Below are 16,281 nucleotides of genomic sequence, written 5' to 3' on the forward strand. Positions count from 1 at the left end.
TGTGACTAGGGATAGTCCCTACAAACAAAGGAGATGTAGAGATAGTGGAGACGTATTTACAGCAGAGCCAAGCAGAGATGCTTCAATTGATAGAGAAACTGGTGAACATCGATAGTGGAACGTACGTGAAGGAAGGAATCGACCGCGTAGGAGCCATTTTGAAAAGGGAATATGAGAAGCTGGGCTTTACCGTTGAGGTGAGGGAAGAGGAGAAGTACGGTAATAACCTGATTGTTCAGCATAAGGATGCTGTCGATCCGAAAATTATTCTGGTAGCCCATATGGATACCGTTTTTCCACTCGGGACAGCCGCCGAGCGCCCGTTCAGAATAGAAGGGGACAGAGCCTACGGACCAGGTGTGGTCGATATGAAGTCCAGTCAGGTTGAGCTTTTATATGCCATCAAAGCCCTGCAGCAGACCAGAAGCGAGAGCTACAAAAACATGCTAATCATCTTGAACAGTGATGAAGAAGTGGGCTCCCCGACTTCGCGACCGTTAATCGTGGAAAAATCCCAAGGCAAGGAGTACGCTCTCATTATGGAGCCTGCCCGCAAGGACGGATCACTTGTTTCAGCGAGACGCGGCGGTGGAAGTTATACCGTGATCGTAAAAGGAAAAGCGGCTCATTCCGGAATCGAGCCGCAAAAAGGGCGGAGCGCCATCGAAGAGCTTGCCCATAAAGTAATCCAACTCAACGCGCTAAGCGACTATGAAAAAGGCATCAGCGTCAACGTCGGCCTAATCGAAGGCGGTTCTTCCATCAACACTATACCGCCAATCGCAATCGCCCATGTGGATATCCGCATCTCGGAAATGCACCAGGCCAAGTACCTGGAGGAAAAAATAAAGGAAATCTGCGCGACCACGGATGTGTCCGGCACCCAGATCATCCTCAAAGGCTCCATCAGTCGCCCGCCGATGGAGAAGAATAAGCAGACCCAGTCCCTATTGCATCTTATTGAAGAAGTCGGCAAAGAGATCGGCCTGCAGGTATTCGATACAGCAACAGGTGGGGGATCTGACGCATCCTTCACCTCCGCAACAGGAGTCGCCACCGTTGACGGCCTCGGCCCAGTCGGAGGGAACGCCCATAGTGAGGACGAGTATTTGGAGATCAAGACATTGCCGGAGCGGACGCTGTTGCTGGCGAAGACGATTGATCGGTTGTCAAAGTGAGGCATGGGGACAGGTCCCGTGTCCTACACCATGTTCTATGTATGTCCTATGTACCTAGTCCCACGGTTCCTCAAAACAAAAAAGCTGTCACACATTGACTTGTGTGACAGCTCTATTTTATTTTTCTAAAATCATTTACGCATTCTTCGCTTCCTCACATAAACCACCACAAGCGCAATAAAAAGTACTATCAGCAGGAAATACACAAATTTCGAATAAAGATCCATATACTCCACAATTGTATCCCAGGAAGACCCCACCGAAGCTCCCAGATTAATAAGGACAACATTCCAAATCAGCGTTCCCAACGTTGTAAACAGAAGGAACAAACCGAAATTCATATTAGACATACCAGCTGGGATGGAGATCAAACTGCGGATCAACGGAACAAAACGGCACAAAAACACCGTCCAAGGACCATATCTATCAAACCAGGCATCAGCCCTGTGTATATCTTTTCTAGTAATTCTGAGGATATGCCCCCATCGTTCTACAATCTTCTCCAGCCTCTCGACGTCCACCTGTAAACCGATCACATATAACACAATTGCTCCGCCCACCGATCCGACAGTGGAAGCCGCAATTACCCCACCGATGCTAAGATTGGAAGTGGTGGTGGCAAACCCTCCGAAGGTCAATATCACTTCAGATGGGATGGGCGGGAATATATTCTCTAATGCGATTAGGAACATAATGCCCATATAACCAAATTGATTAATAATGTCTGTTAGCCAATTTTCCATTGTCAATCTCCTCAAAGAATAACATTCATTTATTATAATGAATGATTCATCTTTTTCGCAAATTTGAAGGAGGGAGCGGCTGGAAATAGGAAGTCATGCAAGATGATACAAGGCTCAGTGGGACATGGAGCTTGTCCTCCCTATAATATACCCCCCACCCCAATAATACCAATGGCCTATCTTTCGTAAAACTAGCAATCATATCTACCATAATATTCTGTATATATTTATACTTAAGGTAACGATATAAATCCGAAAGGGCAAACCTGTGGAAACGCGGGGACGCAAAGCTAGAGGGGCTTCTTTTAAGTAATGTGAAAATGCCAGCCAGTTGCCGAAGAGCCAGGTAGCTATTCTTTGGTTTAGCTGTTTTTTTATGGATTTTTATTGATACATAGCTTTGAGGGGGAACAATAGATGAAGAAGTTTATTTTATCAACTACTCTTGCCTTGACCTTGACGGTGGGGTCATCGGTTAGTGCAAACACAGAAGAGAGCACAACAACGGATGCAGGCACTACACCTGATCAGTTCAACTACTTTTTTGACACGCTTTGGGAAGATTTGAAGCTGACCTTTACGTTCAACTCTGAAGAAGAGGCGAAGCTTTTGGTGGACTTTGCAAAAGAGCGCCTGGCAGAGGCAGAAGCAATGACAGAAGAAGAGAAAAAGGAGTACGTTCAGGAGCTTGTGGAAGACTACTTGGCACTGTTGGAGCATGCTCAGGAAAAAGTATCCGAAGCGGTGACGGAAGAGGAAATAGAGGATGAAGCAAAAGAAGAATTAAGTGAACAGCTCGAGGAGGCTGCGGAAATCGATGAGGAAATCGAAGAGCAGCTTGAAGAGGAAGTAAAAGAGGAAGTTACAAAAATCAAGGACAAAGCCTATCTTGTAGCGAATGTTGTGATGGGGTATGACACCGAGCAGGTAATATTCTTGCGTGAACAAGGTTTCGGCTATGGCGTTATCGCTAAAATCATCTCCCTATCTGATATCTCTGGTAAAACTGTGGAAGAAATTGTAGTACTTGTAGAGGATGGTGAAACAGATCTGGAAGCGTTGATGGCAGAGCTGGGTATCACGATGGCTCAAATCAAGGAATCCGTAGTTTCCAAAAAGGTGGCCTATGTAGAAGAGGCATTGGCAAAAGCAGTGGAAGCCGAGGATGCCAAAGCAATTAAAAAGCTTACAAAAAAGTTAGAAGTTTTGAACAAGAAAAAGGAAAAATTCACAGCGAATATAGAACCGGTTGAAGAAGTGGAAGAAGAACAGGAAGCTGTTGAAGAGATGGAAGAGGCAGCACCTGAAGTGGTAGAGGAAACTGAAGTTGTAGAAGCTACGGAAGAAGGCTCTGAATCCGAGGAAACTACAAGCACAGTAATTCCTGCTGTTGCCCAAATGAATAAGGAGCAAGCAAACCAGCAGAAGGAAAAGGCTAAGCAAAAAGCAGAGGAAGCTAAAAATAAAGGGCAGGAAAAAGCTGCTGAAAAGAAAGAAAAAACTCCTGAACAGCCGAAGGAAGCAGAAAAAGAAAAAGCGGATCCTGTTGAAGAAGAGAAAGAGGCGCACAAAGGAAATGATAAAGGCAATAATGGGAATGGTAAAGGGAAGAAGGACGGTGGAGAGTATTAGTCTTAATCCCCGAGACTGATTCAGTGTCTCTCTGCAAAAAAGTTCATATAAGTAAAGTCCACCACCCCTTATAAAGTAAAGGGTGGTGGACTTTATTATTTTCTCTAAATTTCTCGTGTCTCCCCATAAGTCATCACACAAACCTCCACCTCTGTTCCTTCCATCGCATTTTTCAGCTCCTGATCCTGCCCCACCATGAATTGAATGACTGGGAATCCTTCAACCAGGCCGGCCATAATTTCGGGGTTTGCGGACTCTTCGACTTTTGGGAAGGTATGGCATGGGATGACTTTTTCTACATCCAGCAGGTTATTCAGTGCATATGCTGCCTCCCGCACTCCCATCACAAACTGGCCGGAGCAAGCTAGGATGGCGACTTTTGGCTGATAGATGTCCTGAATGATTTTCATATCCGCCATCACATTCGTATCTCCGGAAATATAGATGACCTTTTCTCCGTATACATTTAGTACATAGCCGCAAGGAAGACCGACGAGTTCAGGAGGCCCTTGGGTTTCCCCGAAGGAGGAGGTGTGGACCGCATTTACCATCGTCACTTCGAAGGTGTCCTCGCGATATGTACCGCCGTAGTTCAATGGAAAAACATTGTAACCCTCACCCATCAGCTTAAGAGCAAGCTCATATTGGGCAACCACTAACACCTCCGGATTGGCTGCTTTGACCTCCGCCACCCCTGAGATATGGTCAAAGTGGCCGTGTGTCAGCAACACAGTATCTATCTTATTCATGTACTTATCCTCAAGAAATTCCCTTGGACAAGCAGGATTTTGTCCCAAAAATGGATCTACCATTACGTTTTTACCTTTTTTCGTAGAAATGACAAAACATGAGTGGCCTAAGCGTGTGATTTTCATATTCGTTCTCCTTTTATTATGGGATTTTCAATTCTCATATTTATGTAAATTAATAGGTATTAGAACAGTGATAAATAAAAAAAGATATTATAATTCATATTTCCAATAATATCCACATCTATTAATATAGGTACTTAAATTGTGGTTTAGGGGGATATGATGATTAAAGAGAGGGTGCTTGTTTGGATGCTTTTTTTCCTCATAGCGGGGATAGGGACTTATTATATTTTGCAGCAGATTTTTTTTAAGGAAGCGATGCCGGTAGAAAGCAATATCAATGCTTCAGATGAAATAAATGAAGACATGGAAGAGGAGCCAGATACTAATAATGAGAATGACAGTAGTGAAGACGAAGAAACTGAGGATCCAAAAGAAGATGTGAAGGAAGAGAGATTGCCGGATGGAGAGATTCAAGGGGTTGTCACTGGTCTATTTGAAGGGATCCTTGCAACGTTTCGTGATCTGGGTCAAGAATACAATTGGAGCAACAGAAGCAACCCAGCCGATTTTGACACTTTAAAACCGGCACTACTTCAGTATGCTTCCGAGGCTTTTATGAATGGACATCTGAAGGAGCTGGCCGGCAAGTATTATTGTGAATGTGATGCGCCACTTATTCCGTACCCGTCTATGGATATCCGCTTTACGGTGCGGGAAAATACCGGTGATAAAATCATTGCATCCTCCATTGAATTTTCCAACGAGCTGCATGGGGACAATGGGGGAACTATTTATTTTACAATCATAAAAGAAGATGGGAAATGGGTGATGGACGGGTGGAACCATGTAAGCCCCGAGAAGGAGGATATGCAGGTCACATGGGAGGAATATTCGGCGTATCTAGGTGCGAATGACAAGGTCACTTTCCTAAACGAAATGAATCATAATGGAGAGAAGGTGTATGTTTTTTTCGATCCCAATTTCATGGGGTTATCTGCCGTCTACGCATCTAGCACAAATTCAATCTATGACATCCCGATAGAATGGCTTCCTGTAGAATATCGCAAGCCTCCTTATTACATCAAGAGTCTGGAAGGAACCTGGAACCATGAAACCTATCCCGGGGGCTTGATATCAGTAATGCATATATGAATATATTCGACTTCCGGATAAATGTGGTTTCCAGTGGAGGGCATGTTGGGGAATTGGAAGGAATGGCATTCATCGACGGTAACAAAGCTGTTTTTAGCGAATCCGAATACGGCTGCCAACTAACATTCGAGCTCGGAACCGATACCATAGAGGTGATAGAAAATGCAGGGTGCAACGTATGGCATGGTATGAATGTGTCGTTTGAAGGGAGGTATAGAAAGGAGGATTAAGTAGTTTATTAGGGCCTGCCCGCACCTAAGTGAAAATTGAATTGCAACATAAAAAAGCATCGCTTTGGGGCAATGCTTTTTTTACCTTGGATTAGTTTTGGTTATTATTCTACTGAAAAGCTTTTTTCCGCTAAGAGTTCGTTTCCACTGACGAGTCGAAGGATGTAGTCACCTTCTTCTTCAGGAGGATAAATCTCGATTGAGAACCAGGTCCAGGTTGGGTCAAGAGGTTCCTCCCACTGATTAATGATTTCTTCATTGATTCCTACTTTTTTCAAAATGATAAATGTAACGCTGCCGCCTATCGGTTCTTCATCCTGGCCATAGGTAACTGCAATAATATCATTAACTGTGAATGTATCGGTTACATCTTCAACCTCCATTTCCTCATCACGACCGGTTCCGATTTCCATATCACCTATACCTTTTTCCTCGCTGGTTTCTTCTGAACAACCGACCGTCAGACCAATGAGCAGAAACAGTCCAAGCAGCCACCCACGCTTGTTTTTCATCTCATCGCTCCCTTACATATTCTGTTAACGTCAACTGTTTAATCATATGAAGATGAGAGAGTGTCCAATACCGTCATGGATTTGAAAATTATTTAGTGGGTATTTAAAGGGTCCTCCCTCACCGTTAAAAAGTGGTGAAGGAGGACCCTATTACTCTAATTTCCTTTATTAAGCTAATCTCTTTCTTTTCGCAAAAACCATACCGCTAATTCCCACAAACAACAAAGCCAATCCAACTAGGACAAAATTCATTGTATTCGTTGCGGTTACAGGTAGCTTGTTACCTTTTCCAGAAGATTTTTCAGTTGTCTCTTCTTCTTTTGTATCGTCAACAGGTTTATCTTCCGGTGTTTTATCCTCTTCTTTTGGATCTGTTTCACCTGGTGTTTCTTCTGTATCATCTTCTTCTACATTTTCTGCTAAGGTGGTAACGCTGATTTCGCTCTGGCCTAACAAGAAGCCATCTCCATCAAAAGCAACTACTGTGATATCGTAGGAAGAGTCAGACAGGAGATCGGTAATGTGATAGTATCCTTCTTCAACTGTACCTACAACCTCTTGATTTACAATAACTTCATAATAGGCAACTTCTTCTTCACCTTCATACATCCAATCGATTTCGATACTGTTTTCCGTTACATCCAGTACATTGATGGTAATTGGAGAGACACCAATATAGTCTTCTTCATTAAGATAAACTTCTACACCTCTATTAAGAAGCTCCTCCACAACCTCTAACTCAGGAGTTTCTTCTTCGAATGTAAGATTGGACATTTCGAATAGGGTAACCTGATATAGATATTCCAAAGTCAATAATACGCTAATATCAGTGACTGGAGTGCCATGGAGATTAAGGAATTCCAGCCCTGAAAGTGATTCTAGAACGTAGATGTCCTCAATAGGGTTATTAGCTAGATTCAAGTATGTTAGTAAAGTTAAATCCTTTAATGCCGTTATGTCTACAATGGAATTTTCTTCCACGTCCAACATCATTAAGTTAGTGGCATACTCTAAGCCTGAGAGATCTTCAATATTCATGTATGCAGCATATAGATATTGAAGACGCTCCATATCTGATTGATAGATTTCACGGTCTGGTAAGTATAGGTTTTGGCGAATCGCCTCTTCTAATCCCTCATCAGCAATCGTAACGATGTCACCTGTCGGAAGTCCAAGCGTACTGGCAGTTGTCGTTGCATCAAAAAGAAATTCTCCTGCTTCACTATACATTTCAACCTTGAATTCATATTCTGTTTCTACTTCCAAGTCTGTAAATAACAAATAGGATTCATTTGTTTCTGTATATTTTTCCCCATTCACATAGACAATGTATTTATAGTTTTCAGGATAAGAGTCTTCCTCTTCATCGTGGAAGTAGTGATACCATGTTAGGAAAACACTTTCCTCTGAAGTACCCTCTGCATATGCTTCAAAGTAAGGCTCCATCACTTCTTCTAAAATATCAACGTAAACGCCTGCTTCCTTCCAAACATTCAGTACCTCCCAAGCAGGAGCCCCTTCCGTCAAATCAATATCTGTTTCTGACAAAGTGACGTGAGTTAGGTTTGGTAGAAGAAGTAATGTATCAATATTGGAGATGTTGGTGCGATCTAAATATAGATACTCCAACTTCCTCAAATCTGATAAATCTTGGATATCTGAAATTTCGTTATCGGATAACCATAGGATAGAGAGATTTGTTAAGCCCTTTAAAGGGGCGATATTAGTGAATGTATTTCCTTCCAAATCCAACTCTACTAGATGAGTAAGATTAGTAAGGGGCGTTAAATCTGAGATTTCATTATAAAATAGGTGCGCCGCTTCAAGATTAACTGCTTTTTCCAATCCTGAAATGCTTTTAATACCGTAGTCTGCTGCATAAAGAACTGTAAGGTTTTGAACATCACTCTCATAAATGTCTCTTGTTACACCTAATTGATCTTTGATGGCCTGTACTAAGTTCTTATCTGCAAACGAAGCAATTTTCCCGGTTGGTGCAGGGAATGTGGTAACCTCAATGGATTTTTCCAATAATACTTCGTTTGAAGAGTTTAAAGCTTTTACTGTCACATCATAGGTTGTGTTCGCTTGTAATTTTGTAAACTGATATTCGGCAAAATTGATCCCACCGGATTTCACAAGAGTTCCATCCATATAAAGTTCGTATTTTGCCAATCTTCCTTTGCTGTCTTCCACATGACCATACCAAGTTACAGTAAAGGAATTTTCATTAACAAGCATTTTTTCTATTTCTAAAAAAGATTCATCGATAATTTCCTCGGAATCCTCTTGCAAAGCTGCTTCTTTTTTTGTAACTGGTTCAGTTTCTTCCTCTTCGCTTTCTTCTTCTGTTCCAGATGGTTCCTCTTCTATCTGCGTTTCGTGTACAACAGATAAAGGATTACTGTGTACATTTACATTATCTATATTCCATATAACCTGATATTCAATACCTTCATTAACTTCATCTATACCATCTATGAAGGTATAAACTTGTTTTGTTTCTGTTGATTGTTCTTCTGATTTTTCAGGGGTGATAATCTCGGAATGACCGTTTTTTACTAATGTAAAACTTTGCTTAGTGCTTGTTAAGTCCTCATTACTAGCTGTTTCCCATTCGAGAGAAACTCCATTTTCCGTTTGTACCGCTTTCGTTAGTATTACTCCAGTTTGCTCCTCCGTAACCTCAGCAGTAGCTAAAGCTGGACTTAATAATGAAAGTAGTAAGGTAAATACTACACCTAAGTTTAGCCAAAAATACTTTTTCAACTAAAACCAATCCTCCAATTCTATTAAAATACCTTACATAACAAAATGATTATACTCTCTTTGTTCGTTTTAGGGAATTACTTTTTATGTAATTTATTTATAAAAAATGTAAATTATTTGATTGACAGATTCGTTGTAAAGGTATAAAAAGAGGCCTGACCCTCACCGCTATAAATCGGTAGGGGTCAGGCCCTTTATAAATATAAATTAGTAAAAAAATTAGCTCTCAAAACCGTTAGGATTACTCTCCTGCCATTTCCATGAATCCCTGCACATCTCATCCAAGCCTTTTTCTGCATTCCAATCTAACTCGTTTTTTGATTTAGTAGGGTCTGCATAGCATTCTCCAATGTCTCCAGGTCTGCGATCAACTATACGATAAGGAACTTCTTTCCCAGAAGCTTTTTCAAAGGCTTTCACCATTTCCAATACACTATAACCTTGTCCTGTACCTAAGTTATAAGCATGGGCACCAGTAATAGTGGTGGTTTTCTCCAAAGCCTTCAAGTGACCCTTTGCCAAATCCACTACATGAATATAGTCGCGAACTCCAGTCCCATCAATTGTAGAATAGTCGTTTCCGAAAACTTGCAGCTGTGGAAGCTTACCGATTGCCACTTGTGTGATGAATGGCATCAAGTTATTCGGTATCCCATTTGGATCTTCTCCAATACGGCCGCTCTCATGTGCACCGATTGGGTTGAAATAACGCAATAAGGAAATGCTCCATTCATTATCCGAAACATACAGATCACGTAATATTTCTTCAATCATTAATTTTGATTGCCCATATGGGTTTGTTGCACTTAGTGGGAAATCTTCAGAGATAGGAACCGTATCTGGCATTCCGTAGACCGTGGCTGATGAACTAAATACCAAGTTTTTAACACCGTGTTTTTTCATTACTTCACACAATAAAAGAGTGCCTGTAATGTTATTATGATAGTAATATAGTGGTTTTTGAACGGATTCTCCTACTGCTTTCAGTCCTGCAAAATGAATAACAGCCTCTATGGAATTTTCACTAAAAACTTTTTCAATATCTTCTACTTTTAATAGATCGGCTTCGTAAAATCGTATCTCTTTACCAGTAATTTCTTGCACACGCTTAATGGATTCATATTTACTATTTAAAAGGTTGTCCAATACTACAACCTCGTATCCTGCATTTAATAACTCTACACAAGTGTGACTACCGATGTAGCCTGCACCACCTGTAACTAATATAGCCATGTTATGATCCTCCTCTTTAATATCAAAGCACTTCTATATATTAACATATACCAGTATTCTAATTATAATAAAGACATATTACAACTATTAATAATAGAATGTCCGAGAAAGTGCTGAGGAATGATGTCGTTATATAAATATAAAAGAAAGATAATGAGTAATTTCCTCGGAAATTGTTTGTTTTGATAGATTTTCCTGAAAAAAATGGAGTCCCATTAGTTTGGGACTCCACATGAATTTAATCAATTTTTTCAATTTTACTCAGATAGTACTTTCCATTATGCACTTGAGCCGTGTACTTCCACTTGAAAGCTTTTTCCCCTGCTTCTTCATCTTTCTTTACAATTTCAAAAGTCTCTGAAACCGTAATGAGAACCGTGGCTTTCTCATCCTCCAAAACTTCTGTTTCCAGGATACCATAGTCGATTAAGTACTCAGATGTTTCTTCTTCATAAAGGTTTTTCACGAGATCTTTTTGAAGTTTATAGAGCTCGCTGTCCGGTAAAAGATAAGGTTCCACCTCTTCAAAATCCCCATAGTTGATCGCATCTACAAGGCCATACAGATAATCGGAAATAAGGCTTTCCTCATCAAGTACGACTTTCGGTTTTGGTGTATCTTTTTCCTGCTCTTCCTGGTTGAATTCAAATTCCTTCACATTCTCAGCGTCGTCGATGGAGCCCCATCCTCCGTCCACAGAGTAGATGGACCAGGAATCTTCAGTCTTTTCAAGGAAATATCGTTCATAATAATCAAATTCACTAAGGTCTCCATTATAATCGGTTGTGAGCCAGCTGGCATTCATCGTAACACCGACATGCCAATTTCCATCCTCTTCCCATGTGGAAAAGCTATCAAGGTCATAGTTGGTCGAAAGGAGGTATCCTATCCAATTATCATCATTTCCAAGGTCCTCGATATCCTCTTCGATATATTCCAGTTTATTCCCACTGTAGGATTTTAATAGACTTACATCTTTTCCTGCCAACGCTTTCCGGTAGGAGAGAAGGGCTTCGTTAATCAGGGTCATAATCTTTTCCTGCGACTTTTCATTGATGGAAACATCTGCATAAATATAATCCTCTTCAATTTTATATTCCGGACTTTTCAGCATGCCCATAGGAGAATCCTTCTGAACCTGCACCGTCATCGTGCCATCCACCAGAACAGGTCCGAAACGCAGGCCACCTTCTTCTAGTACAAGGTCGGTTTCCTTTCCGTTAATTAATATGGTCCCATCCATGATATTACTTTCCACATAGATTTCCTCTGCATCGAAGTAGAGGTCTTCATAATGGTACGTATCAAAAACGTGAGCTTCGATTTCTTTATCAAGGGTCAGGAACTCGGTTTCAAAGGTACCTTTAATTTTATGAACACCTGGAAGCATGGGTCCTACAATATAGTAGCCACCTTCTTCATCGAGTTTGGCTTTTTGCTCTTTTCCATCCAGAAACAGCTTTACGTCAGGATAGTTGGTGTACACCTCTACTGTAAGAGGCTGGACCATAAACTTGTAGTCATCAAAAAACAACCACTTTTTGCCGTCTTTTTTGAAGGTGATCATTCTTCCTTCATCTTCTTCCAACAGCTCATTGAAGGCAGCTGTAGTTCTGGAAGTGGAGCGTGACAGCTCCTTGGAAGTATCCTGTAGATAGGAGAAAAAGGCTTCCTTGGAATCCTTGTTTTCCTTCCAATAATTCAAGAGGGCTTTGACATTTTTCTCTTCCATATTCAACTTCTCATTTGTAGATTCAAGGTTTTTCGCCAGATACTCCACATCTTCCTCTTTTACAGCCTCCAAAAATCGTTCCATGACTTTTTCAGGGCTATTATAGGAATCTACTGCTTTATAAGCAGCAAACAATGCGATAAAAACTGCTAATACACTTGCTAAAATAATCTTGGTTTTTTTCGAAAAAGCGGGCATGGAAGACTTTCCTGGCTCCTGAGCCCTCTTGGGGGACGAAAGCTTCGCCCCGCAATTGGTACACATGGCTGCCTGTTCATCTGCCTTGGCCCCGCACTCCGTACAAAATCTCATAAGTGCTGTTCCTCTTTTCTAAAGGCTTTTTTCGCATATATTTTTGCTTTTTCGTATACAATTACAGCCTGTAATTTTACTCGTCCTCGTGCTCTTTTCTAGATCGGAATATTGGTTTCCTAATTAACTTGAAGTAGTTAATGCAGTAAAAAATACAAAAGCGGATTTTTTACGGACAAAAGCAACAAACTTTAAGAAAAGAGCCTTTCTAAAAGTTTGATACTTGTTGGTGTTGGACTACATCGTCTGAACCTGATTTCTTGTTCATCAAAACCACCCCGGCATAGGAAATACCGAAAGAGATGACGGTGCTGAACAAGAACGTAAGGAAGGAGGAGAATCCGAAGCTTACGTTGATGAATTCATCGAACGACGTCGTAACGGAAAATTTCAGTAAATGGAAAATAGCTGTGTTGACTAAACCAAAAGCTACCGCATAAGCGGCAATTTCATAAAGGATGTTGCCTGTTGTAGCTTTCCGGATGGCAACACCTGCCCAGAAGTGAAGAAGAATCGGTACAAGGAAGAAATACCAAAGGCTGCCGAGTAATTCCTCAAGACCTGTGGCAAGTTCTTCGGACTCTTCAACATCCATGCCGTCCGCCTTAGGTCCACCTAGGATGGAATACTTGGCCCCGATGCTTTCGGAATCCTCGGATGCTTCGAACTCAAGTGAACCTAAGTGTGCCATATTCCACATATAGGTTCCGGATTGAATAAGGAAGAAGTCAACCAAGTAGGATTCGTCACCAGCATCTGCTTTGATATCTTTTACTTCAGATTTATTACCGATAATCACTAATGTGAGAATCATACAAGTGACGATACCCAAAACAGAATGGAACGCTGCTCTTTGGATCGAGATCCCGTAACTCATATTTCCTCCAAAGCTTTTCAGGTGTGAATTCATTCCGATCATCGAACCGATTGTAGTAAAAATAATACTTAGAATGAGCGCTCGAATAAGAACTGTGAAGAACTGGTAGTTGGCTTCAACTTTGACATCACCAAACCATCCGGTAGGATCTTGAATTTCCATAGATACCCCGGCAAACGTGGAGATGATTGCGATCACTGCAGAGTACACCACTGCAATTGGCAGAATCGTATAGAATCTTTCGATTGCAGATCGATCTGGCTGGTTTCTGTTAGTAAGAAAACCTACTACAATCAAACCGATTGCTGATATCAGGGCAAATAATCCGATCCATCCGGTAGTGGCGAGGCTGATACCTTCCCCCATTGCTGTTATAGAATACTCAATCCCTGCCAAATGGCTCAGCATCAAAACGTCTGTAACAGAAACGAATTTCATGCCGGATGCAAACATTTCTACAAGATCCCCGTCACCGAGTATATCTTTTAAAGCACTGTTGATCATAGATGATGCAATAAAGGAAACGATTAATAGAATACCAAAAGCAATTCCGGCAAATTTGGCAGCGGAGATGAGCCCAGGTACGCTGAACTTGCTTGCTGCTCCACCCTCGATAACCGGGGCTGAACCGGTAGAAGCGGATTTCTGGTTTTTATTGAAGGTGCCCAAAGATAGAATATCCCCGGCTCCTGATTTTTTCTCGGTCACTTTTTCTAACGATACCCCGCAAGCTACACAGTATAAGGCATCAGATGAATTCTTATGACTGCAGGATTTACAGAAGTTCGCGGTTTCTTTTACTGCTTGAATATTTTCATTTGCTTCCCCAAGTGGCATGCCATCATTTACGCAATAATGTGCCCCCTCTGGATTTTTCTTTCCACAATGTTTACAAAACAATATCGTTTCCCTCCTTCATTACTCGTTGATTTATGCTCTTGATCCGCAGCATGGACAAAAATTGGCACCCACTGGCACAATCTCTTCACATTGACTGCAAGAGCTTGCGGTACTTAAGTCGATTTCAGCTGGCTGTTCCATTTTCGCTCCACAGCCGCCGCAGAATTTATCATTCATTCCATTCATCGTCCCACAAGAACAGACCACGCCGTTTTGAGTTGTTTTGGAAAGCTCTGCAATCTGCCTTGTCGCAACATACATTTGCTTATCCAATCCGATAATCGCTTCTGAAATCTGTGCCAAATCTGCATCCTGAATTTGACCGGCACGTAATTTACGGTATGTAACCTGACCAGCCTCCAATAAAATCTTGGATTTCTTTTGGGAGTTTTCCGCAATGCTTTTCTTCAGTCTGCCGATCTCCTGGGCGATTTGAAGCTTCTGCTTTCCTTGCTCAATGCCCCCCTGTACCTTTGATAATCCTTCACCTAATTTTGATTGCAAATCATTTGCCAAATCATTCACCCTTTCTGGATTCTTTGAGACGAACGCTCATTCTTGTCCGGCTTCCTACTTTATAAAAATTGGAAAATATCAATATCATGTAAATAGTATGTATGTATAGTAGGTAAGTAGACCTACTTATTATACAGTAAATAAATAAAGAGGAAAATAATACTATGGAAATTTGTTGGATAAAAAATGATGTTCTCAGCATAAATAAGGGGCCTGACCCCCACCGCTTTAAAGCGGTGGGGGTCAGGCCCCTTAAAAAAACATATTAATACAACTTCCCCTGCCTAAACAACACAGTCGACAGCTTCATCACAGAATGAATATAACAGTTCTGCCTTAGTGGAAACGGATCTCCGAAGAAAGCAGGAAGAATGGTGTCCATGGTGTTTTTCATCTGTTTGTATAAAAGTTCGTAAACTTCCTCCTCAGTGTAGAACTGGGTCTCACGGCCTTGCATCCATTCGAAGTAGGAGACGATGACCCCGCCTGCGTTTGCAAGGATATCGGGCACGATGATGACGCCTTTGCTGCTGAGATATTGGTCAGCCTCGCTTGTGACAGGGGCATTTGCGCCTTCCACGATGATTCCGGCATTTATTTTATCCATATTATCGAGATGGATCTGGTCCTCTAGTGCAGCAAGTATCAGGACATCAACGTCAAGATAGAGCACCTTGCTGCGGTCCTGGATTTCTGCCTTAACTCCTGCTTCCTGGAGTTTTTCATCTGTTGTAGGCAGGTCGCCTTTGTGAAGGGTGGTGAAGCGGACGAGAGCAGGTATATCCAAACCGTCTGCATTGAAGAGTGTTACATTCCTATCGCTCACGGCCACCACCTTATTCTCCAAATACTGACATTGATAGGCTTCAAGCGCGGCAACCGAACCTACGTTACCAAAGCCTTGAACAGCGAGCTTCAGCGGTCGGCCTTCGTATTTCAGTGCCGTTCTGGCAAAGGTGTTGTCCTTGCTTGCGCCTGAAAGGAATTTACGCTGCTCCTTCATGAAATCGTGTAGCATATAGCGGAAGGTGAAATAGACACCTTTCCCGGTTGCTTCGCGGCGCCCGAGAGACCCTCCATTTACGACACTTTTTCCGGTGAAGCTTCCTTTATAGGGCTGGCCGGGACGGATGCTTTTATACTCGGCCATCATCCAGTCCATTTCCCTTTCGCCCGAGCCTACATCCGGGGCCGGGATATCCTTGTCCGGACCAATGATGTCGCTGAAATATTGGACGTATTTTTTACAGATGAGGTGCAGGTCTTTTACGGAAAAGGAGCGTGGATCCAGAATGATACCGCCTTTTCCTCCACCATATGGCACATCGTGGAGTGCGTTTTTCAAGGTCATCAGGGAAGCGAGGTTGATCACTTCCTCCTCGTTGACGGACTCATGGAAACGGATGCCGCCCTTGTAGGGGCCAAGTGCGTTGTTGTGCTGGACGCGGAAAGCCGGAATTCTGACAACGCTTCCATTTTCGAGCGCAATTCGAAGAAAGGATTTATGTACATGATTGGGGGTGGAAAGAATGGAGCCAAGAGACGTAAAAGCCTGTTCTCTGGCATCTCCCTGCAGCTCAGGAAGAAATGCGGTATCCTCCAGCAAGGCATTCAGCGAGTCTTGGACAATCTGGCGTGTTTGATTGGACATTTTATGAATCACTCCAGTTCTGTATTTTC

At 42.1% G+C, this 16,281-nt stretch carries 13 protein-coding genes and 1 riboswitch; of the genes, 4 read left to right on the top strand and 9 right to left on the bottom strand.

Annotated features, from left to right (window positions below; genetic code table 11):
- The first annotated feature begins 44 nt into the window (after window positions 1–44).
- Complete coding sequence (locus tag ABN702_RS22510; RefSeq protein WP_417898801.1) at window positions 45–1,178, top strand: M20 family metallopeptidase; 1,134 nt, start codon at window positions 45–47, stop codon at window positions 1,176–1,178.
- Window positions 1,179–1,309: 131 nt separating this feature from the next.
- On the opposite strand, the gene ABN702_RS22515 is transcribed toward ABN702_RS22510, so the two are convergent.
- A complete protein-coding gene (locus ABN702_RS22515; protein WP_417898802.1) occupies window positions 1,310–1,921 on the bottom strand; it encodes a DedA family protein in 612 nt (203 codons plus the stop codon).
- A gap of 249 nt (window positions 1,922–2,170) precedes the next feature.
- Window positions 2,171–2,260, top strand: a riboswitch (cyclic di-GMP riboswitch).
- Between the two features lie 78 nt (window positions 2,261–2,338).
- Here ABN702_RS22515 and ABN702_RS22520 point away from each other — a divergent pair.
- Window positions 2,339–3,553 (top strand): DUF5667 domain-containing protein, encoded by a 1,215-nt coding sequence (locus ABN702_RS22520; RefSeq protein WP_417898803.1) that lies wholly within the window; start codon window positions 2,339–2,341, stop codon window positions 3,551–3,553.
- A gap of 104 nt (window positions 3,554–3,657) precedes the next feature.
- On the opposite strand, the gene ABN702_RS22525 is transcribed toward ABN702_RS22520, so the two are convergent.
- Complete coding sequence (locus ABN702_RS22525) at window positions 3,658–4,428, bottom strand: metal-dependent hydrolase (protein WP_417898804.1); 771 nt, start codon at window positions 4,426–4,428, stop codon at window positions 3,658–3,660.
- A 156-nt stretch (window positions 4,429–4,584) separates the two neighbouring features.
- Here ABN702_RS22525 and ABN702_RS22530 point away from each other — a divergent pair, with 156 nt between their 5' ends.
- Both ABN702_RS22530 and ABN702_RS22535 read left to right on the top strand, forming a co-directional pair.
- Entirely contained in the window at window positions 4,585–5,520 is a 936-nt protein-coding gene (locus tag ABN702_RS22530; RefSeq protein WP_417898805.1) for a hypothetical protein, read from the top strand.
- Complete coding sequence (locus ABN702_RS22535; protein WP_417898806.1) at window positions 5,517–5,750, top strand: hypothetical protein; 234 nt, start codon at window positions 5,517–5,519, stop codon at window positions 5,748–5,750. The genes ABN702_RS22530 and ABN702_RS22535 overlap by 4 nt, the downstream gene beginning before the upstream one ends.
- A gap of 104 nt (window positions 5,751–5,854) precedes the next feature.
- Here the strand turns inward: ABN702_RS22535 and ABN702_RS22540 are convergent, their stop codons facing one another.
- The 7 genes from ABN702_RS22540 to ABN702_RS22570 all read right to left on the bottom strand — a co-directional run bounded on the left by ABN702_RS22540 (window position 5,855) and on the right by ABN702_RS22570 (window position 16,252).
- Window positions 5,855–6,262 (bottom strand): hypothetical protein, encoded by a 408-nt coding sequence (locus ABN702_RS22540; protein WP_417898807.1) that lies wholly within the window; start codon window positions 6,260–6,262, stop codon window positions 5,855–5,857.
- Between the two features lie 168 nt (window positions 6,263–6,430).
- A complete protein-coding gene (locus ABN702_RS22545; protein WP_417898808.1) occupies window positions 6,431–9,031 on the bottom strand; it encodes a leucine-rich repeat domain-containing protein in 2,601 nt (866 codons plus the stop codon).
- Between the two features lie 219 nt (window positions 9,032–9,250).
- Window positions 9,251–10,264 carry a UDP-glucose 4-epimerase GalE gene (gene galE, locus ABN702_RS22550; protein ID WP_417898809.1) on the bottom strand — a complete coding sequence of 338 codons (1,014 nt, stop codon included), beginning with the start codon at window positions 10,262–10,264 and terminating at the stop codon, window positions 9,251–9,253.
- Window positions 10,265–10,502: 238 nt separating this feature from the next.
- Window positions 10,503–12,308, bottom strand: a complete 1,806-nt coding sequence (locus ABN702_RS22555) for a zinc ribbon domain-containing protein (RefSeq protein WP_417898810.1) — start codon at window positions 12,306–12,308, stop codon at window positions 10,503–10,505.
- 208 nt (window positions 12,309–12,516) lie between these two features.
- Complete coding sequence (locus ABN702_RS22560; protein ID WP_417898811.1) at window positions 12,517–14,085, bottom strand: hypothetical protein; 1,569 nt, start codon at window positions 14,083–14,085, stop codon at window positions 12,517–12,519.
- A gap of 30 nt (window positions 14,086–14,115) precedes the next feature.
- On the bottom strand, window positions 14,116–14,601 hold the full coding sequence (locus tag ABN702_RS22565; protein ID WP_417898812.1) for a zinc ribbon domain-containing protein: 486 nt from the start codon (window positions 14,599–14,601) through the stop codon (window positions 14,116–14,118).
- Between the two features lie 265 nt (window positions 14,602–14,866).
- The gene (locus ABN702_RS22570) at window positions 14,867–16,252 is read right to left on the bottom strand and encodes a Glu/Leu/Phe/Val family dehydrogenase (RefSeq protein WP_417898813.1); all 1,386 of its coding nucleotides are present in this window, start codon (window positions 16,250–16,252) and stop codon (window positions 14,867–14,869) included.
- Window positions 16,253–16,281 lie beyond the last annotated feature (29 nt).

It is taken from the genome of Bacillus haimaensis, from assembly GCF_048270625.1.
Classification (GTDB): domain Bacteria; phylum Bacillota; class Bacilli; order Bacillales; family Bacillaceae_I; genus Sutcliffiella_A; species Sutcliffiella_A haimaensis.

Coding starts and splice junctions, on each gene's coding strand:
- ABN702_RS22535 (WP_417898806.1), top strand. CDS start 5,517: ATGAATATATTCGACTTCCGGATAAATGTGGTTTCCAGTGGAGGGCAT.
- ABN702_RS22540 (WP_417898807.1), bottom strand. CDS start 6,262: ATGAAAAACAAGCGTGGGTGGCTGCTTGGACTGTTTCTGCTCATTGGT.
- ABN702_RS22515 (WP_417898802.1), bottom strand. CDS start 1,921: ATGGAAAATTGGCTAACAGACATTATTAATCAATTTGGTTATATGGGC.
- ABN702_RS22520 (WP_417898803.1), top strand. CDS start 2,339: ATGAAGAAGTTTATTTTATCAACTACTCTTGCCTTGACCTTGACGGTG.
- ABN702_RS22570 (WP_417898813.1), bottom strand. CDS start 16,252: ATGTCCAATCAAACACGCCAGATTGTCCAAGACTCGCTGAATGCCTTG.
- ABN702_RS22555 (WP_417898810.1), bottom strand. CDS start 12,308: ATGAGATTTTGTACGGAGTGCGGGGCCAAGGCAGATGAACAGGCAGCC.
- galE (WP_417898809.1), bottom strand. CDS start 10,264: ATGGCTATATTAGTTACAGGTGGTGCAGGCTACATCGGTAGTCACACT.
- ABN702_RS22530 (WP_417898805.1), top strand. CDS start 4,585: ATGATGATTAAAGAGAGGGTGCTTGTTTGGATGCTTTTTTTCCTCATA.
- ABN702_RS22525 (WP_417898804.1), bottom strand. CDS start 4,428: ATGAAAATCACACGCTTAGGCCACTCATGTTTTGTCATTTCTACGAAA.